This is a genomic window from Olsenella massiliensis (assembly GCF_001457795.1).
Lineage (GTDB): Bacteria > Actinomycetota > Coriobacteriia > Coriobacteriales > Atopobiaceae > Olsenella_F > Olsenella_F massiliensis.
The window spans coordinates 1-21,617 of sequence record NZ_LN898208.1; the positions used below are offsets into that span (position 1 = coordinate 1).

17 protein-coding genes and 2 tRNA genes are annotated in these 21,617 nt (G+C 68.2%); 15 read left to right on the top strand and 4 right to left on the bottom strand.

The window, feature by feature from the left end:
* Window positions 1-1,630, top strand: a 1,630-nt coding sequence (locus tag BN3001_RS00565; protein ID WP_235814998.1) for a vWA domain-containing protein, incomplete at its 5' end; no start/stop codon positions are given.
* Between the two features lie 36 nt (window positions 1,631-1,666).
* Complete coding sequence (locus tag BN3001_RS00570; protein ID WP_058269899.1) at window positions 1,667-3,193, top strand: ATP-binding protein; 1,527 nt, start codon at window positions 1,667-1,669, stop codon at window positions 3,191-3,193.
* An 85-nt stretch (window positions 3,194-3,278) separates the two neighbouring features.
* Here the strand turns inward: BN3001_RS00570 and BN3001_RS00575 are convergent, their stop codons facing one another.
* The 3 genes from BN3001_RS00575 to BN3001_RS00585 form a co-directional block, all read right to left on the bottom strand.
* Complete coding sequence (locus tag BN3001_RS00575; protein ID WP_058269900.1) at window positions 3,279-4,487, bottom strand: FprA family A-type flavoprotein; 1,209 nt, start codon at window positions 4,485-4,487, stop codon at window positions 3,279-3,281.
* Window positions 4,488-4,557: 70 nt separating this feature from the next.
* Window positions 4,558-4,633, bottom strand: a tRNA-Lys gene (locus tag BN3001_RS00580).
* Between the two features lie 12 nt (window positions 4,634-4,645).
* Window positions 4,646-4,721: transfer RNA gene (locus tag BN3001_RS00585), tRNA-His, on the bottom strand.
* A gap of 348 nt (window positions 4,722-5,069) precedes the next feature.
* On the opposite strand from BN3001_RS00585, the gene BN3001_RS00590 reads away from it, so the two are divergent.
* The 6 genes from BN3001_RS00590 to BN3001_RS00615 all read left to right on the top strand — a co-directional run bounded on the left by BN3001_RS00590 (window position 5,070) and on the right by BN3001_RS00615 (window position 13,556).
* On the top strand, window positions 5,070-5,420 hold the full coding sequence (locus BN3001_RS00590) for a hypothetical protein (protein ID WP_058269901.1): 351 nt from the start codon (window positions 5,070-5,072) through the stop codon (window positions 5,418-5,420).
* The gene (locus BN3001_RS00595) at window positions 5,417-10,108 is read left to right on the top strand and encodes a VaFE repeat-containing surface-anchored protein (RefSeq protein ID WP_058269902.1); all 4,692 of its coding nucleotides are present in this window, start codon (window positions 5,417-5,419) and stop codon (window positions 10,106-10,108) included. Before BN3001_RS00590 ends, BN3001_RS00595 begins: the two co-directional genes overlap by 4 nt.
* Window positions 10,105-10,878 (top strand): class B sortase, encoded by a 774-nt coding sequence (locus BN3001_RS00600; protein WP_058269903.1) that lies wholly within the window; start codon window positions 10,105-10,107, stop codon window positions 10,876-10,878. Before BN3001_RS00595 ends, BN3001_RS00600 begins: the two co-directional genes overlap by 4 nt.
* A gap of 188 nt (window positions 10,879-11,066) precedes the next feature.
* The gene (locus BN3001_RS00605; protein ID WP_058269904.1) at window positions 11,067-11,951 is read left to right on the top strand and encodes a transporter substrate-binding domain-containing protein; all 885 of its coding nucleotides are present in this window, start codon (window positions 11,067-11,069) and stop codon (window positions 11,949-11,951) included.
* 131 nt (window positions 11,952-12,082) lie between these two features.
* Entirely contained in the window at window positions 12,083-12,736 is a 654-nt protein-coding gene (locus BN3001_RS00610; RefSeq protein ID WP_058269905.1) for an amino acid ABC transporter permease, read from the top strand.
* Entirely contained in the window at window positions 12,729-13,556 is an 828-nt protein-coding gene (locus BN3001_RS00615) for an amino acid ABC transporter ATP-binding protein (RefSeq protein WP_082629858.1), read from the top strand. The genes BN3001_RS00610 and BN3001_RS00615 overlap by 8 nt, the downstream gene beginning before the upstream one ends.
* A 283-nt stretch (window positions 13,557-13,839) precedes the next feature.
* On the opposite strand, the gene BN3001_RS00620 is transcribed toward BN3001_RS00615, so the two are convergent.
* Window positions 13,840-14,778, bottom strand: coding sequence for a bile acid:sodium symporter family protein (locus BN3001_RS00620; protein ID WP_058269906.1), 939 nt, complete (start codon window positions 14,776-14,778; stop codon window positions 13,840-13,842).
* Between the two features lie 232 nt (window positions 14,779-15,010).
* Here BN3001_RS00620 and BN3001_RS00625 point away from each other — a divergent pair, with 232 nt between their 5' ends.
* The 7 genes from BN3001_RS00625 (at window position 15,011) to BN3001_RS00655 (ending at window position 21,550) form a co-directional block, all read left to right on the top strand.
* The gene (locus BN3001_RS00625; protein ID WP_058269907.1) at window positions 15,011-15,844 is read left to right on the top strand and encodes a Cof-type HAD-IIB family hydrolase; all 834 of its coding nucleotides are present in this window, start codon (window positions 15,011-15,013) and stop codon (window positions 15,842-15,844) included.
* Window positions 15,845-16,033: 189 nt separating this feature from the next.
* Window positions 16,034-16,810 carry a Fe-S cluster assembly ATPase SufC gene (sufC, locus tag BN3001_RS00630; protein ID WP_058269908.1) on the top strand — a complete coding sequence of 259 codons (777 nt, stop codon included), beginning with the start codon at window positions 16,034-16,036 and terminating at the stop codon, window positions 16,808-16,810.
* Window positions 16,807-18,249 (top strand): Fe-S cluster assembly protein SufB, encoded by a 1,443-nt coding sequence (gene sufB / locus BN3001_RS00635; RefSeq protein WP_058269909.1) that lies wholly within the window; start codon window positions 16,807-16,809, stop codon window positions 18,247-18,249. The genes sufC and sufB overlap by 4 nt, the downstream gene beginning before the upstream one ends.
* Window positions 18,246-19,367, top strand: coding sequence for a SufD family Fe-S cluster assembly protein (locus BN3001_RS00640; protein ID WP_058269910.1), 1,122 nt, complete (start codon window positions 18,246-18,248; stop codon window positions 19,365-19,367). The genes sufB and BN3001_RS00640 overlap by 4 nt, the downstream gene beginning before the upstream one ends.
* Window positions 19,361-20,626 (top strand): aminotransferase class V-fold PLP-dependent enzyme, encoded by a 1,266-nt coding sequence (locus tag BN3001_RS00645; RefSeq protein WP_058269911.1) that lies wholly within the window; start codon window positions 19,361-19,363, stop codon window positions 20,624-20,626. The genes BN3001_RS00640 and BN3001_RS00645 overlap by 7 nt, the downstream gene beginning before the upstream one ends.
* On the top strand, window positions 20,619-21,113 hold the full coding sequence (gene sufU, locus BN3001_RS00650; protein ID WP_058269912.1) for a Fe-S cluster assembly sulfur transfer protein SufU: 495 nt from the start codon (window positions 20,619-20,621) through the stop codon (window positions 21,111-21,113). The genes BN3001_RS00645 and sufU overlap by 8 nt, the downstream gene beginning before the upstream one ends.
* A gap of 5 nt (window positions 21,114-21,118) precedes the next feature.
* Window positions 21,119-21,550, top strand: a complete 432-nt coding sequence (locus BN3001_RS00655; protein WP_058269913.1) for an RrF2 family transcriptional regulator — start codon at window positions 21,119-21,121, stop codon at window positions 21,548-21,550.
* Window positions 21,551-21,617 lie beyond the last annotated feature (67 nt).

The window sequence follows — 21,617 nt, forward strand, 5'->3', positions numbered from 1 at the left end:
GCACGTCCTGTTTGCGGAGGTACATCCGGCGAACGTGTCCGACGGGGTGGCGCCGTCCGCCACGCCGCACAGGGAGGAAGGCGCTCAGGGCGTGGCCCCCTCCGACAAGACCGCGGCGGCCGGAGCCGACCCGGAGGCAGATGCGCTCGCCCGCCAGATCCTTGAGCTGGCCCGCTGCGAGGTCGTGGCGCGCAACCCCTTCCTGGCGAGCTCCCTCTCGCTGCTGACGCCCGTCGCCGGCCACGGGTCATCCAGCCTGTTTCGCGTGGACGGGCGCAGCCTTAGCTATGACGTTGAGCGTGTGATGGGCGACTTTGTGGAGCATCGCCGCGCGCCGACCCATGACCTCGTCCACGCGCTCGCCCACTGCCTGCTGCTCCACCCCTTCGTGGGGGGAAGCCTGCGCAGACGGCACTGGGACCTCGCCGCCGACATCGCCGCAGAGGCGGTGGTCGCCGAGCTCATGGGACCGCGAGACGGCCTGCGAGGCAGTCGGGAGCAGGCGGCGTTCGACCAGCTGGGCGCCGTCCTCGCGGGGCGCCTCGGTGCCGAGCGCATCTATCGCGCGCTGGGAGAGGGACGCTTTGAGAACGACGTCGAGCAGTGGGAGCGACTCTTCGTCTCCGACGATCACGGCAGCTGGTATCCCGAGCCGCAGGACGCACCCGCGGACGACGGGAAGGGCGACGAGGGCGCCCCCCGGCAGGGCGAGCGGTCTGGCCGGACCTCAAACCCCGACGAGGGAGAGGGTCCCTCCGAGGGTCCCGGCGCCGCCCGTGACGACGATCAGGCACGCGACCTGCCAGAAGCTTACGATGGCGCGCCCCACGACGGCCCGCCACCCGCGAGCGGGGACGCAAGGGCCGCCTGCGAGGACGCGTGCGCGCAGGAGCGCTGGGCCAAGGCCGCAAAGTCTCTGCGCGTTGACCTCGAGACGCTCTCGCGGTCCTACGGCTCCCAGGCGCAGGGGCTCGTGCGCGAGCTTGCCGTCAGCACGCACGAGCAGGTGGACTATCGCGAGTTTCTCCGCCAGTTTGCCGTGTCCAGCGAGGAGATGCACCTCTCTGACTCCGAGTTCGACTACGTCTTCTACACCTACGGACTCCAGCTGTACGGCGACACACCCCTCATAGAGCCCCTGGAATTTAGGGACGAGAAGCGCATCAGGGACTTTGCCATCGTCATCGACACGTCGAGCTCGGTGACGGCGACGGTGGTCCAGCAGTTCGTGGACGCCACCTTTGACGTGCTCACGAGCGCGTCAAGCTTCTTCGAGCGCACGAACATCCACATCATCCAGGCCGACGCCCGCGTGCAGGGCGACACCAAGATCAGCTCGCTCGCCGACCTCGACCGCTGGCGCCGGTCCATTCGTCTCAAGGGGTTCGGGGGCACGGACTTTCGACCGGCCTTCCGCTACGTGCGCGAGCTCAGGGAGCGAGGGGAGTTCGATGACTTTCAGGGGCTCATCTACTTCACCGACGGCTGGGGCATCTATCCCGAGCAGATGCCCCCCTATAAGACCACCTTCGTCTTCTACGACGAGGACCACCGACCCGAGCTCGTGCCCGCCTGGGCGTTGCAGATCACGCTGCATCCCGGCGAGTTCGAGAGCATGTCCGTCTACTGAGCCGCTCCAGGCGACCCGGGCGGAGAGGAGCGTCACATGAACATAGCCGAGGCAACCGAGCAGATCGAGGGTGCCGTGAGGGCCTACCTCGCCAAGGACGACGACGGACTGGACATGGTACCGCCCCCGATGCAGCGCCCCATCATCCTGATGGGCCCCCCGGGCATCGGCAAGACGGCCGTCGTGAGCCAGGTGGCCGAGCGTCTGGGCATCAACTTCGTGTCCTACTCGATCACCCATCACACCCGGCAGAGCGCCCTGGGCCTCCCCTACATCGGCGGGGCGCGCTTTGGCGAGCGTGACTATCGCGTCAGCCGCTACACCATGAGCGAGATCATCGCCGCCGCCTACGACGCCGTCGAGCGGTCCGGCACGAGGGAGGGCATCCTCTTCTTGGACGAGGTCAACTGCGCCTCAGAGACGCTCATGCCTTCCATGCTGCAGTTTCTGCAGTACAAGACCTTCGGGCAGCACCGCCTGCCTGCCGACTGGGTCATCGTCTGCGCCGGCAACCCCCCCGAGTACAACCGGGCGGCGCGCGAGTTTGACCCCGCCATGATGGACCGTCTCAAGCGCATTGACATCGAGCCCGACCTCGACGTGTGGATGGACTACGCCACGACGCATGGCGTCCATCCCGCCGTCACGAGCTACCTGGCAAGCAAGCCCGCGTACTTCTATCGCCTGCGGGCGGGCGTCAGGGGGGCGCGCATCGTGACGGCACGCGGATGGGAGGACCTCTCCCGCATGATAGGCGCGTACCGCCGCGAGGGCATGGGCGTCTCGCTCGCGCTCGTCTCGCAGTACCTGCAGGACCGTGAGGTCGCGGAGGACTTCTCGCTGTACCTCGAGCTCTTCTCGAAATATGAGGACGACTACAAGGTCCAGGACATCCTGGGCGGCACCGCCGCGCCCGGCATCGCCGATCGCGCCCGGGACGCCGCCCTGGACGAGCGCATCGCCCTCATCAACCTGCTGCTGGGCGCCGTCCTGGCTGACGTCCATGCGCTCGACCAGGCACGCGGCGCCCTCGAGCTGACGCGGCGCGCCCTTGACGGTCGCGACGCCCACGCGGGCGACGCCCTGCCGTCATGGCTTAAGGCGCAGGAGCGGTCGTGCCGAACGACGGTGGCCCAGGCGCGCGCCAAGGGCACGACCAGCGAGGGGCGCCTCAAGACCCTCCTGGCCCAGGCGTCGCTTCTCGCGCGACTGCGCAGGGAGCTGCTCAGGGCCCGGACGCTGGGCGACGGCGACGAGGGCGTCGTCTGCGCGCAGGCCCTGGCAAGGTGCGCGAGCGAGCTTGACGAGCGCGCGGGGTCGGTCATGGGGCGGGTGGACAACGCCCTTGACTTTCTGGACGCCTGCTGCGGCGACGGGCAGGAGATGCTCGTGTTCGTGACGCATCTTGCGGTGGACGAGCCCTTCATGCGGCTGGCGAGCGAAGGCGGCGCAGAGGCCTTCGTCAGGCACAGCCAGGCCCTCATGCTCCATGAGCGGGGCATCGACCTCTTGAGCCAGGCGGAGCGCGTCGCGGCACGCGCGGCCGGCACGAACGGCAGCTAGGGCCGACCCATAGACGCGCCGCCGCCCCCGTACGCTGGTTGGGAGACGGCGGCGCGGGACGAGACCACGGACGGCAGGACGAAGGCTAGCGCGCGAGGTCCTCGACGATGGCGTCCGCGAGGGCGTCGAGCTGCTCGACGTCCTCCTCGGTCACGCTCGACTTGATCTTGACCATGGGGTCAAGGATCTGGACGTTGGACATGCGTCCCAGGCGCTGCTTGAGGAGCGCGCCGGCCTGGGGCGACCAGCTGCCGTTCTCGATGATGGCGACCGTGCGGTTGCGCATGTTGTGCTTCACGAGGTCCTGCACGAAGTGGTCCATGCCGTCAAAGATGTCCAGGTTGTAGGTGGAGGAGGCAAACACGAGCGTGGAATACTGAAAGGCCCTGGACACGAGCTCCGAGACGTCGGTCTTGGACGAGTCGTAGACGCGGACGTTCTTGAGGCCGCGCTCGGCGAGCTTGCCGGCGAGGATGTCGGCGGCGTTGGCCGTATGACCGTAGACCGACCCGTAGAAGATGCAGACGCTGTCGTACTCCGGGGTGTAGCTCGCCCACTTCTGATAGCGCAAAAGGATGCGGTCAAAGTCCTGGCGCCAGAGGTGACCGTGCAGGGGGAAGATGTACTTGAGGTCGAGCTTGGCCGCCTTGGCCAGGACCGCCAGGGTCTGCGGACCGTACTTGCCCACGATGTTGGCGTAGTAGCGCCGCGCCTCGCGGGCGTAGGTGCGCGTCCACTTGACCTCGTCGGCAAAGAGGTTGCCGCCCAGGGCGCCAAACTCGCCGAAGGCGTCGGCCGAGAAGAGCGCGCCGGTGTGCACGTCAAAGCTCATGATGACCTCGGGCCAGTGGACCATGGGCGCCGTGATGAAGCGGAGCGTGTGACGCCCCAGCTCGAGCGTGTCGCCCTCCTTGACGACGATCTTGCGCGACTCGATGTCAAGGTCGGGATAGAACTGCCCCATGATCCTGAAGCCCTGCATGCTCGCGACGAGCTTGAGCTCGGGATAGCGTCGCACCAGGTCGGGAATGGCGGCGCAGTGGTCGGGCTCCATGTGGTCAACGACCAGGTAGTCAAGGGGACGGCCCCCCAGGACGTGCGCGAGGTTCTCAAAGAGCTGGTCGCGCACGGCGTTGTCGATGCCGTCGAGGAGGCAGGTCTTCTCGTCCATGATCACGAAGTTGTTGTAGGCCATGCCCTCGGGCGTGGGATAGTTGTTCTCAAAGAGCTCAAGGCGGCGGTCAGAGGCGCCCACCCACCACGTGTCCTCGCAAATCTGGCGAACGTTATGCATGAGCCACTCCTCACGTTATCGAACTACAAAAACGGCCAGACACGACGAGGTGCCTGGCCTACCGTTTCAATGGTGGGTCGTGAGGGGGTCGAACCCTCGACCTTGGGATTAAGAGTCCCCTGCTCTACCATCTGAGCTAACGACCCATCGACGTGAAATGGGGTGGGTAGAGGGGCTCGAACCCTCGACCTACGGAGCCACGGTCCGTCGCTCTGCCAACTGAGCTACACCCACCATGCCCCACCTCGTATCGCGCTTGACTATCATGCCCAAAGTCAGTTCCCTTTGCAAGGGTCTTTTCCAAAAAATCTCAGCGGGTGTGCCTGGCACGGCGAGGCGCGGGCGGTACGGCATGTTCCGCGCGGCGGACATGCCAGGGCGGGCGCGAGGTGACGGGCGCGCCAGCAGCCGACAAGACGCCGGCAACAAAGCCGCAAGCCTGCGGCAAGTAGCTTGCGGCGGCAGGCAGAGGGCCCCTCTTTCCCTTGATAAGCTCCGTGATTCCCTTTCGTGGCCCGTGCGGCGACCCAAAACTTGAGAGTGCCGACATCGGATGACGCGTCACGTGCGAAGGGAGCGATCATGAGCAGCTGTCCACAGCGTTCTGCCAACCTGACGATGGGAGGCCTTGGAGGTGGCCTTTCCGTGCGCGAGGGGCCCCGTCAGGGCCCGCGGGCCCACGCCCGCGCGCGTCTGGCGCAAAGCCCGCGCACCTGGCAGGCGCTCATCGCCGTGCTCGTCGCCGCCCTCGCGCTCCTAACGGCCCTGAGCGTGCCCGAGGGGCTCCAGAGCCTGCCCGTGACCCGTGCCGCGCGCGGGGCGGCGACCGGTGACGTCTGCGACGTGCGCCCGCTGCCTGCACGGGTCGTGCGGGAGGCCATGACGCTCGTCGGCTCCGGCGGCAGGTGCGCCCGGGGAGGCGATGCGCTATGAGGCCCCTCCTGCGCCGGGCGCTCATGGCCAGCGCCTGCCTCGCCTGCGCTCTTGTGGCGATCCTGTGCGTCGCGCCCCGAGCGGCGAGGGGAGCCGAGCCGCATCAGACGATCGACGTGGTCAAGACCTCCTTTGCGACCTTTTCCACGAGCCAGCCACATACCACGGCCTTCTGCTGCGAATATGGGGTGTCCCTCGGCACGACGACGAGCTTCGAGCGGCGCGAGCGCGTCACGGGGGCGCTGGGCTACGTGCTCTATCACGGTCATCCGGCATCTCAGCACGTCAAGGGGCTCTCGGGCAAAGACGCCCGCCTCGCCACCCAGTGGGCCGTCTGGCGCTGCACCGACGACCTGGGCTGGAACCGCTTTCCCGGCGACATGGGCATGGAGGGCTACGTCGTGCTGACCGATGACGTCGCGCGCGGCATGACCAAGACCGTGCGCGACGCGGGCGACGCCCTGTACCAGGAGGCCAAGGCCTGGGCGGCCTCAACGGCAAACGTTGACGCCGCCGCCGAGAATAACTGCTCGTGGCGCTACGAGAACGCGCGCAACCCCACGTCGCAGGCCCTGGTCGTCACCAACCTCGAGCATGAGGGATGGCTCAGGCTCACAAAGGCGAGCGCGGCGTCGTCCATCACCCAGGACAACGGCTGCTACTCCCTCGAGGGGGCGCGCTTCGTCGCCTACGCCGACAGCGCATGCACGCACGAGGTCGGGACCCTCACGACCAAGGCGGACGGCACGGCGAACGTCCTCTCGCTCCAGCCAGGCAGATACTGGGTGAGGGAGGTGGAGGCGCCGAGAGGCTACGCGCTCTCCCAAAAGACGAGGGAGGTAGACGTCGCCGCGGGCCGGGAGGCCGTCGTGAGCTTTGTCGACGAGCCGGCGGTGGACGACGGCTGGGCCCTCCTCAAGAAGGAGGACGAGGACACCAAGGGCGTGCCGCAGGGCGACGCCGGCCTGGGAGGGGCGCGCTTTCGCGTGAGCTTCTACGACAACGTGGACGGAACCACCACGGGCGCCCCAAGGCGCAGCTGGATCTTTGCGACCAACGAGGACGGATGGGTGGACTTTGGCAACGCCTCGAACCTCGTGGGCGGAGACGCGCCCTTCACCACCGCCGAGGGCAGGATCGTGATGCCGCTTGGCAGCTACCTCATACAGGAGGTCTGCGCCCCTGCGGGCTACGCCCTCCCCTCCCCTCCTCCCGCCTTCACGGCCGTCGTGAGCCAGGACGGCTCGACGAGGCGCGCCGTATGGCACGCCCAGACAGGGCCCACGACGACGGTTCCCGACGAGCCTGACGTCGTCAGCGTGGCAGCGGAGCGGCCCCAGAGAACGGGAGAGGTCTCGGGCACGAAGGTCGACGCCGAGCGCGACGCCGGCGTTCCCCAGGGGGACGCCTCTCTCGCCGGCGCCGTGCTCTCCATCCTCAACGCGTCAGACCACCCCGTGTCGTTCGGCGGCAGGGCGATCGACGTCGGGGCTGAGGTCACCACCGCCGTCACCAACGACGCCGGGGCCTGGCGCGTGGAAGGCCTTCCCTACGGCACCTACGCCGTGGTGGAGAAGTGCCCCTCGCCGGGCTACCTGCCCAACTCGACGTGGAGGCTCACGCTGAGGGCGCACGAGGGCGACGGTCGAAGCTACCGCCTACAGGCCCTCCCCGAGCAGGTGGTGCGCGGTGACGTCCGCGTCGCCAAGGTCTCCTGCGAGAACGGCGAGGGCAAGGCGGAGGGGGCGGCGACCCTCGAGGGCGCACAGCTCGTCATAACCAACCGCTCGACCGTCTCGGTGCTGGCCGACTCGGGCGAGCTGAGGGAGTGCCAGCCGGGCGCCTTCGTCCTCACCGTCACGACCAACGAGGGCGGCGTGGCGCAGACCGAGGGCAAGGCGCTGCCCTTTGGCAGCTACGAGGTCATGGAGAAGACGGCCCCCGAGGGCTACCTCGTCAACAAGGGGTGGAAGAAGCAGTTCTGCGTCAGGGAGGACGGCCAGAAAGTCGAGCTCGAAGGCCCCGACGCGACCGTGGCAGACCAGGTCAAGCGCGAGGGCTTCCACTTCTCGAAGAAGGACGCGCCCTCCATGGGCGCGCTGCCCCGCACCGCCTTCCTCGTCATCGCCCAGTCCGACCAGGACGGCGACGGGCGCAACGAGGCACACGTGATCGTGACGGACGAGAACGGCGCGTTCGACAGCGACAACTTTGACGAGGGCCGCCTTGACAACGCGAACGACGCGGCCGTGAGCGACCTCGCTTTTACGCATGACGACTCTGGCAGGGTCATTGCCGACCTCGATGCGCTCAAGCTGTCAGACGATGCGCTCGACCCCGAGAGAGGCGTCTGGTTCACGGGCCGCACCGACCTGACAACGCGGCCCAAGCCGGGCAGGAAGGCCTTTCCCTTTGACCGCTACACCGTGCAGGAGCTCCCCTGCAAGGCCAACGAGGGACGTCAGCTCGTCACGTTTGAGGTCGAGCTCAAGCCGGCGGACAGGAACGACGGCGCCACCGTGGACCTCGGCACCATCGACGACCACCCCGGCCCTCAGCTGAGGACGAGCGCCCAGGGCCCGGACGGCTCAAAGGTGCTGGAGGCGCAGGATGAGCTGAGCCTCAAGGACGCGGTTCACTACACCGGCCTCGAGCCCGGGGTGACCTACGAGCTGGAGGGCAGCCTGCACCTGCGCGACGTTGCAGGGACGGACCGTGGCCCCCTCTCGGACGCAGGCGGGACGGTGCGCGCCTCGCGCACCTTTACGCCCCAGGGCAGCTCGGGCACCGAGGAGCTCACGTTCACGTTTGGCGGGGCGTCACTGCAGGAGGGCGCCCAGCTCGTGGCCTTTGAGACGCTGAGCAAGGACGGGTCCGTCGTGACGCGGCACGAGGACATAGCGGACGCGGCGCAGACGGTTGTGGTGAGGGCGAGCGGGCGGACGAGGGCGACGGCCGCAGGGACGGGCAAGGGCCTCATGGGCGCCTCCGCCAACCAAACCATCAAGGACACGGTGACCTACCGGGGGCTCACGCCCGGCAAGACCTATGACGTGCTGGGCACCCTGCATCTGCGCGGATCGGACGGCGGCGACGGCGGCCAGCTCACGACGCCCGACGGGACGCCCGTCGAGGCGCGCACGTCCTTCACCCCAAGCGCGCCGACCGGTTCGGTGGAGCTGAGCTTCTCGGTGGACGCCTCCTCGCTCGAGGGGAGCACCCTCGTCGCCTTCGAGACGGTGAGCGCGGACGGCGCCGAGGTGTTCGTCCATGCCGACATCGCCGACGAGGGGCAGTCTATCCACATCCCCGCCATCCACACCACGGCGCACGGCGAGACGACCGAGGACGGCGGCATCGAGGCCGCCAGCGCGCAGCGCGTCGTTGACACGGTGCGCTACGAGAATCTCGTTCCCGGACAGCCGTGCCGCATGACGGGGACCCTCCACCGACGCGGGGATGACGGGTCCGACCAAGGGCCCGTCAAGGACGCCTCGGGCGCGGACCTCTCCTCGTCGGTGGACTTCACGCCCACGGAGCCCTCGGGCTACGTCGACGTCGTCTTCCAGGTGGACGGCTCAAACCTCAGGGGCGCGCGTCTCGTCGCCTTCGAGGAGCTGAGCGTGGACGGCGCCACCGTCGCCTCCCATGCCGACATCGACGACGAGGGGCAGACCGTGAGCGTCGCGGCCCTCTCGACGAGCGCGAGGGGGGCGGCGAGCGGGACGCACGAGGAGGAGGGACGCGGCACCACCAAGATCGTCGACACCGTCTCGTACGCGGGGCTCACGCCCAAAAAGGGCTATATCCTGACGGGGACGCTGCACGTGCGGGCCGACGACGGCTCCGACGCGGGCGTCCTCATGCAGGACGGCAGCGTCATGGACCCCGCGCGGGCAGACCTCTCCCAGGCGGTGAGCGCCTCGTTGGACCTGACGCCAGAGGCGTCGCAGGGGTCGGTGGACCTCGAGTTCACCTTTGACGGGACGCTTTTGCTGGGCAAGACCGTCGTCGCGTTCGAGAGGCTCTCCCACGAGGGGAGGACCGTCGCCGCTCACGCGGACGTCAGCGACGACGAGCAGGCGGTGAGCATACCCAAGATCCTGACGAGCGCAGAGACGGAGGGCAGGAAGACGGCCCCCGCGGCCGAGGTGAGCGTCACCGACCGCGTCAGCTACGAAAACGTGACCCCCGGCCAGACCTACCGCGTCGTGGGACGCATGGTGGACCAGACGGGCGAGGCGCTCTCGGACGAGAGGAGCGTCGAGTTCAAGGCCGAGGCGAGCGCGGGGTCCGTGGACGTTCCCCTGCAGGTTGACCTCTCCCGGCAGGCCGGCAGGAAGGTCGTCGCCTTCGAGCGTCTGGAGCGCGTCGGTGACGAGGACGCCGATACGGTCGTCGCCCGTCACGAGGACCTCACCGACGAGGCACAGACCGTCACGGTGGAAGCGCCCCCGAATGGTGGCGGTCCCAACGGAGGCTCCCCGCGTGGGGGCACCGGCGTGGGCAAGGCCCTGCGCAGCCTGGCCCAGACGGGCTCGGGGCCCCTCGCCTGGGTGCTCGGCGCGGCAGGGTCCGCCCTCCTTGGGTCTGCCCTCTGGCGGGCGCGCGGCCTCAGGGGCCCACGGCTGGGACGCACGGCCCGACGCGCGCTCAGGGGCCGTCGGCGCGCCCATACGCTCCCATGAGAAGGAGACCAGCGCCGCGCTGGGGCCTGCGCGCCGCGCTGACGCTGGTCGCGGCCCTGGGGGCGGGCGGCATCGCAGGAGGGTGCCGCCTGCTTCTGGGAGAGCTTTCCTCCATACGGCAGGTAGAGGCCGTGGCCGGGGCGGCCCGCCAGGAGGCGGGCCCGCCCTCCCTCGCGCGGGCGCGGCAGGAGGCCCCCTGCTGCCAGGCCTGGATCGAGGTGCCCGGCGCCCAGATTGACCTGCCCCTGGCGCAGGCAGACGCGTCGGACCCGGACTTCTTCCTCGGGCACGCCCTGGACGGGAGCCCCTCCTCGGCAGGCACGCCCTATGTGGACGCCCGCAGCCCTCTGGGTTCGCGCCACGTCGTCGTCTACGGCCACCACCTGACGAGCGTCGGGGGGATGTTCTCGGCCCTGTTTTGCTGCCATCAGCAGCGCGAGTTTGACGAGCGCTGCCGCCCGGGAGCCATCCTCACCACGCCCGCCCAGGGACGCGTGAGGCTGTCGGCGCTCTGCGCCCTTTCCGTTGACAAGTCAAACCAGGACGTCCAACAGTTTGCGTGGAGGGACGCCGCCTCGTTCAGGACATGGCTCGAGGGGCTCTGCCACAACGCCACGGCCCGCGCCCCCGACGCGGAGGCGCTCGTCACTCGGGCGACCGGCGCCGTCTCGCTTGTGACCTGCAGCTCGATATGGTCGGGCCGCAGGGGGCGCACCGTCGTCGTGTTCGTGCGCACGCAGGCGGGCAAGGCCAGGCTGCCCCCTCGATGAGCCCGGCGAAGGGCGGTCGTGGCCCCTCGCCTGCGGCCCGTCGTCAGGCAGATTGTGTCAGGTTGATAAAGGCCCCTTGCGAAGAGGGCGCGTCGCCCGTATGCTTTACTCAGATAAAGTGCTCCCGTCGAACGAGCCTGTACGCCTCGACCACGCACGAGCAATCGTCACACGCCAAGGAGACCGCCATGCCCAGCATCCGCCCCGCGCTCTCGCGCCGCCAGTTCCTGAACGCCCTGCTTCTGACCACCGCGACGGGCGCCCTCAGCGCCTGCGCAAACGGCGGTGCCTCGTCGTCCGGCTCCACGGGCGCGGCGGGCTCCGCCAGCTCGATACCCGGCTTTGACGGCACGTTCATCGTGGGCTTTGACGAGGACTTTCCACCCTACGGCTACAAGGGGGACGACGGCGAGTACACGGGCTTTGACCTTGACCTTGCCCAGAAGGTCTGCGAGAGGGAGCACTGGATCTACACCCCCATGCCCATCTCCTGGGACGCCAAGGACGCGCTGCTCGGCTCGGGGCAGATCACCTGCATCTGGAACGGCTTCACCATCGAGGGTCGCGAGGACAAGTACTACTTCGTGGACCCCTACATGGAAAACAAGCAGGTCGTCGTCGTGCTCGCCGGCTCGGGCATCACGGCGCTCTCGGACCTTGCCGGCAAGAACGTCATCACCCAGACCGACTCCGCCGCCTATGACCTGCTCAAGACCGACGGCGCCCAGGCGGAGCTCGGTGCGTCGTTTGCCCAGCTTAAGACCATCGGCGACTACAACACCGCCTTCATGATGCTCGAGAGCGGGTCCGTGGACGCCATCGCCTGCGACTACCCCGTGGCGGCGTTCAACGGCACGGGCAAGGAGGGCACGTTCTCCGTCCTTTCGGAGGCGCTCAACACGGAGCACTTTGGCGTGGGCTTTGACAAGACCGACACGGGCAAGGCGCTCGCCGCCCAGGTCGAGAAGGACCTCCAGGCCCTGGACGCGGACGGCACGGTCAAGGAGCTGTGCGCAAAGTACGCGTCGCAGGGAGTGTCGTATGATTTGTGGTGTCTCCCCAAGGCAAACTAGCCCCCGGGAAACAGGCAGGTGTCCCAGGCCGCCCTCCAGGCGGCCTTTCCCTGGCCGGAACCAGGTCCAATCTGCAGGTCCGCAACATGCGTAGGTCCAATCTGTCGTCCCAAGTTAGGCGGTAGCAGCTCGTGGAACTCTCCACCATGGTCGGCGTGCTCCTTGGGGGATACGCCACCTCTCTCCAGATCTTCGCCGTCACGCTCGTGGGGTCGCTCCCCCTGGGCGTGCTCGTCGCCGTGGGACGTCTGTCTCGCCTCAGGCCCCTGCGCCTCGTCTGCCAGCTCTTCATCTCCGTCATGCGGGGCACGCCCCTCATGCTCCAGATGTTCGCGGTGTTCTTCACGCCGTACTTCGTGTTTGGCATCAAGACGGGCCCGAGCTTCATGCTCGCGGCGGTGCTCATCGCCTTCGTCATCAACTACGCGGCCTACTTTGCCGAGATCTACCGCTCGGGCATCCAGTCAATCCCCCGGGGGCAGTACGAGGCGGCGGAGGTGCTCGGCTACGGCAAGCGTCAGACCTTCTTTCGCATCATCCTGCCCCAGGTGGTGAAAAGGGTGCTGCCCGCCATGGGAAACGAGGTCGTCACGCTGGTCAAGGACACCTCGCTCGCCTTCTCCATCGGCATCGCCGAGATGTTCACCGAGGGACGCGCGCTCGTCTCGTCCCAGCGCAGCATGACCCCCTTCATCATCGCGGCGCTCATCTACTGGGTGACCTGCCTCGTCATTGAGTTCGTCCTGCGTCGCGTCGAGAGGAAGCTGGGCTACTACCATGACTAAGCATGCGGCGTCCGCGCTCAAGCTCCCGCGCCCCGACCAAAGTTACGCCAGCTACCTGGGACTTCCGGCCGTCTACGTGAAGGGGGCGCGCAAGTCGTTTGGCGAGAGGGAGGTGCTCGGCGGCGTTGACCTCCTCATCAACAAGGGTGAGGTCGTCTCCATCATCGGGCCCTCGGGCGCAGGCAAGTCCACGCTCCTGCGCTGCCTCACCCTGCTCGACCGCTTTGACGAGGGGAGCCTCGCCTATGGGAGCGTGATGGTCGCCAAGGCGGGCGACGACGGCAGCGCCATCTACCATGAGGAGGCCATGCAGCAGGCGCGCATGCGCTTTGGCATCGTCTTTCAGAGCTTTAACCTCTTTCCCCACCTCACGGTCATGCAGAACGTCACCGACGCCCCCATCGTCGTGCAGGGGCGCGACCGCGAGGAGGTGTCGCAGGAGGCCCGCGAGCTTTTGCGCAGGCTCGATCTGACGGAGCATGCCGACAAGGTGCCCTGTGAGCTCTCGGGCGGCCAGCAGCAGCGTGCCGCCATCGCACGCGCCCTGTGCATGAGGCCCCAGATCATCTACTTTGACGAGGCGACCTCGGCCCTGGACCCCAAGCTCACGGCAGACATGCACACGCTCATCCGCGAGCTCGCCCAAGACGGCATGGCCGTGGGCATCGTGACGCACGAGATGGGCTTTGCCCGCGAGGTCTCCGACCGCGTCGCCTTTCTCTTTGAGGGAGCGATCGTCGAGGAGGGCGCCCCCGAGGAGGTCATCGGCAATCCCAAGGACGAGCGCACGCGGGCGTTTCTCGCCAACTCGCTGGACTGACGACGGCCGCTCACGCCGGCCCCCACACCCATTCTGCGCCTGCCAGCTGGGAACGTGCGGGTGACGTAGGGATGTCATCCGTCCCGACCCCTGTTGAGGCGGATGCCGGTCGCTCGCCGTTCGTCCGCGTTGTGCCACCCGAAGCCCTAGGGCGCGTCCCGGTCCGTGCCGGGCGTGGCCTCCACGGACTTGAGCCCCCACTCGAACGGTCGCGCGCCTTGCGCGGCGCTCGCGATGGCTGACAAGCAGCCCACGAAGACGCACCTCTGCGACAGGTCGGCGCTCACCCGCGCGGGCGAAGCCCCCTGCCACAGGCGGCCGCCAGAAACTGTTGGAAGAGCGTGCCCGCCATGACCGGGAACAAGGCTCCGGCAGGCATGGCCGTCATCGCCACGACCGCACCCGCCGAGATGTTCTTCATGGCGCCCGCAAACGCGAGCGCCGCCGCCTGGGGTCGCCTCAGACGGCACAGCCGCCCCGCGAGCAGGGCCGCCCCAAAGGCGCCCGCGCAGAAGACGCCCGTGAACGCGAGCACGCCCACGAGCTCGGCCGTCAGGTGCAGCATGGGCTCGCTGATGCCCGTGGAGTTGGCGATCACCAGAAGGACGAGCATGATGCGGGCAAGCGGCGCGAGCGCGGGCGAGAGGACCCTCGAGCCCCACCCCTGGCTTTTCTCATTGAGCGCGGTCGCCGCCACGGCCGGCAGCGCCACCATGAGAAGAAGCTCGCCCATCATGGCGGGCACGTCGATTGACACCGCCTCCCCCACGAGCAGCCCCATGGCGGCGGGCAGCGTGAAGGGGCAGATGACGGCGGAGATCAGCACCGCCGAGAGGCAGAGCGAGACGTCTCCCGCGCACATGCTCACCCACAGGAGGCTCGACGTGGCCACCGGCACCGAGTATTCCAGCACGAACCCCGCGACGATGACGGGGCTTTCCCCAAACAGGGGGCGTGCGAACGCGAACGCCGCCAGGGGCATGAGCAGGTGCGAGAAGGCGAGGATGCCCAGAAGGGGCAGCGGATGCGCGAAGGTGTCCCTGACGTCGGAGAGCCTGATGCAGAGCGCCCCCTGAAACGCCATCACCATGAACAGGGGGACCACCACGGCGTTGAGCGCCGAGAAGACCTGGGGAAGGAAGATGCCCAAGGCCAGGCAGACCGGAATCACCGCGACCATGTGTTCCGAGAGAAAACCGCCCAGGCGCTCCCAAGCCTCCATCGTCCTGCCCCTCCCCGGCGCGCGCCGGACGTCTCATGGCACCCCAGGGCGCATCCGCGGCGACCCAGGGCGCGATCATGGCAAACGACCGCATTTTTGCACACCGGCGCCCTGCGCGCGACCGTCGGGGGGTATTCTTGACGACGAGGAATTACGAACGAAACATCCCGCGCGGCAGATCCCCCGCAGCGCATCCTGCATGACACGACCACGCCGCCTTAAGGAGGCAACCATGAACGACACGGGCTATCGCATCGTCGCCAGCGACATGGACGAGACGTTCCTTGCCCACGACCATCACCTGCCTGCCGCCAACGTCGAGGCCATCCGCAAGCTGCGCGCGGTCGGCTGCCTCTTTGTCCCCGCCTCGGGAAGGGCCTACGGATCGGTCATGGCGTCCTTGGCCGAGCTGCCCGCCGAGCTCATGGAGGGGTCCTACGTCATCTCCTACAACGGCGGCTGCATCACGCGCTTTGGCGAGGACGCCCCGCTCGTCTCCCACACGATGGGCCGCGACAGGATCCGCGCCCTCTTTGACCATGGAAAGTCCCTGGGCATCTGCATGCACGTGTACGGCCTGGACGGCACCGTCTGGGGCTTTGACATGGTGCCAGCCGAGATCGACTACCTCAAGGGCCACATGGACTACGTGGACTGCGGCCACGGCGACCTTGACCTCGTGGGGGACGCGCCTTTGGCCAAGCTGCTGATGGTGCTGCCCGGCGCCCTCGACGAGCTGCATCGCCTGCGCGACGACATGGACCCCGAGCTCCTCGAGGGCGTTGACACGACCTTCTCGAGCGGCAGGTACCTGGAGCTCATCCCCAAGGGGGTCAACAAGGGGCGGGGGCTTGCCGCCGTGGCCCAGCTTGAGGGCGTTGACCTAGGGCGCACGATCGCCTGCGGCGACGCCGAGAACGACCTCGACATGATCGAGGTCGCCGGCGTGGGCGTGGCCGTCTCCAACGCCAGCGCGGACGTCAGGCGCAGGGCCAACCTGGTCACGACCACCAGCTGCGATGACGGCGTCCTCGCCGAGGTGTGGCATCGCCTCTTTGAGGCCTGAGCCGGCGAGGCAGCGCGCAGGTCCGCGGCTCTCAGGCCACGGCACCAGCCCGGGCGCGACGAGCGCATGTCGCCCCCATGAACATGGACGTTGAATGAATCGCCCTCTTGGGGGTAAAATCCCTCCACGTGAGTAGGATTTAATCGGCGCCCGCATCTGCCGCGGGCGCCCCTTGCGAGGAGAGACACCATGCCCAACACGTTGCTAGACATCTCGGGACTCTCGGCCGGCACCGAGGACAAGCCCATCCTTTCCGACGTCAACCTGAGCGTCGGGGCCGGCGAGTGTCACGTCCTCATGGGCCCCAACGGCGCCGGCAAGTCCACCTTGGGCCACGTCATCATGGGTGATCCCGCCTATCGCGTGAGCGCCGGCTCCATCACCTTCGACGGCGTCGACATCACCGGCCTGGGGGCCGACAAGCGCTCGCTCGCGGGCGTCTTTCTCTCCTATCAGGCCCCCGTCGAGGTGCCGGGCGTGCCCCTCTACAGCTTTCTGCGCACCATCTGCCAGATGCGTCCCGAGCTCAAGATGAACGCCCGCGGCTTCCGCGCGCGCGTCGCCCAGATCTCCGAGCAGCTCGACATCCCCGACGGCTTCCTCACGCGCGAGCTCAACGTGGGCTTCTCGGGCGGCGAGAAGAAGAAGATCGAGATGCTGCAGCTGCTGCTGCTTCGCCCCAAGCTGGCCATCCTCGACGAGACCGACTCCGGACTGGACGTAGACGCGCTCACCGTGGTCTCGCGCGCCATCGAGGCCTACCGTCAGGACGTCCAGGGCGCCCTGTTCATGATCACCCACAACACGCGCATCCTCGAGAGGCTCTCCGTCGATCGCACGCACGTCATGGTCAGGGGCCGCCTTGTGGCCGAAGGGCCCGCCTCCCTCATCGACGACATCGACGCCAACGGCTTCGCGCGCTTTGAGGACCAGCAAGAGGCGCAGGATAGCGAGGCCCTGCGATGAGCGACGTCATCCCACCCACGCTCGACGAGAGGGGCCGCTCCAAGGTGGCCGACGTCGACCGCTCCCTCTACGACTTCAAGATGAGCGAGGAGGGCTACGAGCGCTACGCCGACGGCCTGACCCCCGACATCGTCCGAGCCATCAGCGGGAAGAAGGGCGAGCCCGCCTGGATGCTCGAGCTGCGCCTGAAGGCCCTTGACGTCTACCATCGGCGTGACATGGCCCCCAACTGGGGTCCTGACATCTCGGGGCTGGACCTTGACCACATCTCCACGTACGTGAGCGCCGGCGCCGCTCAGGCGCGCGACTGGGACGACGTTCCCACGGACATCAAGGACACCTTCGAGCGCCTGGGCATCCCCGAGGCGGAGCGCAAGAGCCTTGCGGGCGTGGGGGCCCAGTACGACTCCGAGATCGTGTACCACAACATGCGCGAGGAGGTCGCCAAGAGCGGCGTCGTCTACACGACCATCGAGGACGCCCTGCGCGACCCCCAGTGGGAGGGGGTCGTCCGCGCGTACTTTGGCAAGCTCATCCCCATGGACGACCACAAGTTCGCGGCCCTGCACTATGCCGTGTGGTCGGGCGGCTCCTTCGTCTTCGTGCCCGCAGGCGTCCGCGTGGACTACCCCCTGCAGAGCTACTTCCGCCTCAACGCGTCGGGGGCCGGGCAGTTCGAGCACACGCTCATCATCGTCGAGGAGGGCGCCGACCTCCACTTCATCGAAGGCTGCTCGGCGCCCAAGTACTACGAGGCCAACCTCCACGCCGGCGCCGTGGAGCTCTACGTGAAGGACGGCGCGCGCCTGCGCTACTCCACGATCGAGAACTGGTCCAAGAACATGTACAACCTCAACACCAAGCGCGCCACGGTGGGCGCGGACGCAAAGATGGAGTGGGTCTCGGGCTCCTTCGGCAGCCATGTGAGCTACCTCTATCCCACCACCATCCTGGCCGGCGCCAACTCCACCTGCGAGTTCACGGGCATCACCTTCGCGGGCGCGGGCCAGGACCTCGACACGGGCTGCAAGGTCGTCCTGGGCGGCGCGAACACGGCCGCCTCGGTGGACACCAAGTCCATCTCCAAGGACGGCGGCGTCAACACCTTCCGCAGTGCCGTCGTGGTGGGCAGAAGGGCCGACCACGCGCGGGCGAGCGTGAGCTGCCAGTCGCTCATGCTCGACGACATCAGCCGCTCCGACACCATCCCCGCCATGGACGTGCGTAACAACACGGCCGCCGTGGGTCACGAGGCCTCCATCGGCCGCATCTCCAACGACACGATCCTCTACCTCATGAGCCGCGGCTGCTCCGAGCAGGAGGCGCGCTCGATGGTCGTGAACGGCTTTGCCAACCCGGTCTCCAAGGAGCTGCCGCTCGAGTATGCCGTCGAGATGAACAACCTAATCAAACTCGAGATGGAAGGGGCGATCGGATGATGGACGCAGGCTCCTGCACCACGCTCGAGCACGTCAACGTGCCACCCGCCCAAACCTGGAACTACCTCAAGATCAACGAGGCCACGCTCAGGATGCCCACCCCCCCGGCGAAGGGCGAGGTGACCTCCCGCCTGCCGCGCCTCTTTTGTGCCGTCGAGGACGGCATCGGCGAGGCAGCCACCCGCTGGGTGGAGGACTCCGCCGGCGACGCCCGCTACATCGAGGTCCCTCGCCACACACGGCGCGAGGAGCCCATCCTCGTCGAGGTCGACGCCGACGAGGGCCAGGTCGCAGACACGGGCGTCCTCGTGCGCGAGGGGGCTGAGGCCACCGTCGCGCTCGTGAGCCACGCGACCGGCGACGGGCGGACCCACTCCGCCAACCTCGTCCGCATCATCTGCGAGCGGGGGGCGAGGCTCACGGTGAACGAGGTCGTGGCCCTGGGCAACACCCACACGCACCTCGAGGGCCTGGGCATACAGGTGGGCGAGGACGCCACGGTCACGCTGCGCCAGTACGCCCTCGGGGGCCACCAGGTCGCCCTGGGCATGGCCGTCGACCTGGTGGGCGACCGCTCCCGCCTCGAGCTGGAGACGCGCTACTTCGCCAACGGCGAGGAGCTGCTCGACGTCAACCACGTCGTTCGCCAGCGCGGACGCGACACCCGCGCCGACCTCCATGCCCATGGCCTTTTGGACGACGCCGCCCAGAAGACCCTGCGCGAGACCATCGACCTCGTCCACGGCGCCAGTAGATCCAAGGGCAACGAGTCCGAGACGGTCCTCGTGGTGGGCGAGGGCGTCACCAACAAGACCCTCCCCGTCATCCTCTGCGACGAGGACGACGTCCAGGGCAACCACGGCGCGTCCATCGGCTCGGTGGGCGCCGACCAGCTGGCGTACCTGGCGGCCCGCGGGCTCTCAGAGGAGGCCGCCTTCGCCCTCTTTGCCCGCGCCGTCTTTGACGACGCGATGATCCATGCCGCGGTGAGCGAGGCGCGCGCGGCCGCGCTCGCACGTGCCACGGAGGTTCTCGGCGCAGATGTCGCCCGGGACCTCTCCGAGGCGCTCGAGCTTGGGCAGGACAGCCCTGCCGAAAGGGATGATGCCACGTGCTAACGCCACATCAGCTCGCAGACATTGAGCGCAATCCCCACAAGGGGGACTTCCCCCTCCTCGCGGCCGACGAGAACATGGCCTTCCTTGACAGCGCGGCCACCTCGCAGCGCCCCGCCTGCGTGCTCGACGCCCAGCGCGCCTTCTACGAGACCATGAACGCCAACCCCCTGCGCGGCCTCTACCGTCTGTCCGTGGCGGCCACCGCCGCCATCGACGAAGCCCGCGCCCACGTTGCCCGCTTCATCGGCGCCGTGGACGCGCAGGGGACGCCCCAGGCAGACCAGATCGTCTTCACCCGCAACACGAGCGAGTCGCTCAACCTCGTGGCCAGCTCGCTGGGGCGCGGCGTGCTCGGGCCTGGCGACGAGGTGGTCGTCTCCATCATGGAGCACCATTCCAACCTCATCCCCTGGCAGCAGGTCTGCGCCGCAACGGGGGCCAGGCTCGTGTACCTGCGCCTCTCGGACGACTACCGCATCACGCCCGAGGAGATCGAGGCCAAGATCGGCCCCAGGGCCAAGATCGTCTCGGTGACGCAGGTGTCCAACGTCCTCGGCGTGCAGAACGACGTGAGCGCCATCGCGCGGCGCGCCCACGAGACGGGGGCCTATCTGGTGGTGGACGGCGCGCAGGGAGCCCCTCACGTGGCCACCGACGTGCGCGAGCTCGGTTGCGACCTCTACGCGCTCAGCGCCCACAAGATGATGGGGCCCATGGGCGTCGGCGTGCTGTGGGGCACGCGCGAGGCTCTTGACCTCATGCCCCCCTTCCTCACCGGCGGCGAGATGATCGACTCCGTCACGGAGCAGGGCGCCGTGTGGGCGCCCGTCCCCCAGAAGTTCGAGGCGGGAACCCAGGACGCTGCCGGCATCTACGCCTTTGACGCGGCCCTCTCCTACCTCGAGGGGCTTGGGATGGACCTGGTGGAGGCGCGCGAGCGAGCGCTCGCCACCTACCTCACCGACCAGCTGGCCGCCCTCGACTTCGTGGACGTCGTCGGGCCCGCCGAGGGCAGCCGTCACGTGGGCGCCGTCTCCTTCAACGTCCGCGGCGTCCATCCTCACGACGTGGCCTCCATCCTGGACGGGTCAGACGTCTGCATCCGCGCCGGCCACCACTGCGCCCAGCCGCTCCTCTCCTACCTGGGCGTCCAGATGGGCAGCACCTGCCGCGCGAGCGTCGCCCTCTACAACGACAAGACGGACATTGACCGCCTCGTGAGCGGCCTCACCAACGTTTGGAGCATCTTCAATGGATAGCCCTGCCGCCGGCGTGACCGGCCTCTACAATCCCGAGTTCATGGACCACGTCCAGCACCCGGACTACAAGTACCCCATGAAGGACGCCACCCACGTCCTTGAGGGCGTGAACCCCTCCTGCGGCGACGAGCTCACGTTCTTCGTGCGCATGGCAGCCGACGGCACGATCGAGGAGGCCTCGTACCAGGGGCACGGCTGCGCCATCAGCCAGGCCTCCGCCGACATGATGAGCGACCTCATGGTGGGCAAGACCCCCCAGGAGGCCATCGAGCGCTGCCGCCTGTTTGGGCAGATGCTGCGCGGCGAGCAGACCGACGAGGCCCTTCTCGACGAGAAGCTCGAGGACGCCTTCATGCTCAAGGACATCTCGCACATGCCCGCGCGCGTCAAGTGCGCCGAGCTCGCCTGGCGCACGCTCGAGGAGATGCTGGACGGCGGCGGGAGGGCGGACGCGGGCGAGGGACCGTCTGCCACGGAGGGGGCGTAGGCGCCATGGCTGGGATGTTCTCCACGAAGGGCCGCTACGCCCTGCGCGTCATGGGAGATCTGGCGACGCATGAGGGATGGGTGTCCCTGGGTGACGTCGCCAAGCGCCAGGGCATCTCGCGCAAGTATCTTGACCAGGTGGTCTCTCTCATGCACAAGGCGGGCTACGTCGAGAGCATGCGCGGCAAGGGAGGCGGCTACCGCCTGACGCGCCGGCCCGACCAGATCACCCTGGGGCAGATCCTGCGCGCGGCCGAGGGGTCGCTCGCGCCGGTGGCCTGCCTGGACTGCACCAACGACGAGATCTGCCCCCAGGTGAGCAGGTGTCCCACGGTGGGCATGTGGCGCGACCTGGGCGCCATGACGGCGGAGTTCCTTGACGGGCGCACGCTCGCGGACATCATCAGACGTGAGCAGACGCAGGACGACGAGGACTAGCGGCAGGGCGGCATTCGGACGGCAGTGCGGCGTCCGCGGGACCCGCGGGGCCAAACGGCTTGGGAAG

Bases quoted from the DNA above. Each gene is read 5' to 3' on its own strand.
- BN3001_RS00570 (WP_058269899.1), top strand. From the start codon at position 1,667: ATGAACATAGCCGAGGCAACCGAGCAGATCGAGGGTGCCGTGAGGGCC.
- BN3001_RS00575 (WP_058269900.1), bottom strand. From the start codon at position 4,487: ATGCATAACGTTCGCCAGATTTGCGAGGACACGTGGTGGGTGGGCGCC.
- BN3001_RS00590 (WP_058269901.1), top strand. From the start codon at position 5,070: ATGAGCAGCTGTCCACAGCGTTCTGCCAACCTGACGATGGGAGGCCTT.
- BN3001_RS00595 (WP_058269902.1), top strand. From the start codon at position 5,417: ATGAGGCCCCTCCTGCGCCGGGCGCTCATGGCCAGCGCCTGCCTCGCC.
- BN3001_RS00600 (WP_058269903.1), top strand. From the start codon at position 10,105: ATGAGAAGGAGACCAGCGCCGCGCTGGGGCCTGCGCGCCGCGCTGACG.
- BN3001_RS00605 (WP_058269904.1), top strand. From the start codon at position 11,067: ATGCCCAGCATCCGCCCCGCGCTCTCGCGCCGCCAGTTCCTGAACGCC.
- BN3001_RS00615 (WP_082629858.1), top strand. From the start codon at position 12,729: ATGACTAAGCATGCGGCGTCCGCGCTCAAGCTCCCGCGCCCCGACCAA.
- BN3001_RS00620 (WP_058269906.1), bottom strand. From the start codon at position 14,778: ATGGAGGCTTGGGAGCGCCTGGGCGGTTTTCTCTCGGAACACATGGTC.
- BN3001_RS00625 (WP_058269907.1), top strand. From the start codon at position 15,011: ATGAACGACACGGGCTATCGCATCGTCGCCAGCGACATGGACGAGACG.
- sufC (WP_058269908.1), top strand. From the start codon at position 16,034: ATGCCCAACACGTTGCTAGACATCTCGGGACTCTCGGCCGGCACCGAG.
- sufB (WP_058269909.1), top strand. From the start codon at position 16,807: ATGAGCGACGTCATCCCACCCACGCTCGACGAGAGGGGCCGCTCCAAG.
- BN3001_RS00640 (WP_058269910.1), top strand. From the start codon at position 18,246: ATGATGGACGCAGGCTCCTGCACCACGCTCGAGCACGTCAACGTGCCA.
- sufU (WP_058269912.1), top strand. From the start codon at position 20,619: ATGGATAGCCCTGCCGCCGGCGTGACCGGCCTCTACAATCCCGAGTTC.
- BN3001_RS00655 (WP_058269913.1), top strand. From the start codon at position 21,119: ATGGCTGGGATGTTCTCCACGAAGGGCCGCTACGCCCTGCGCGTCATG.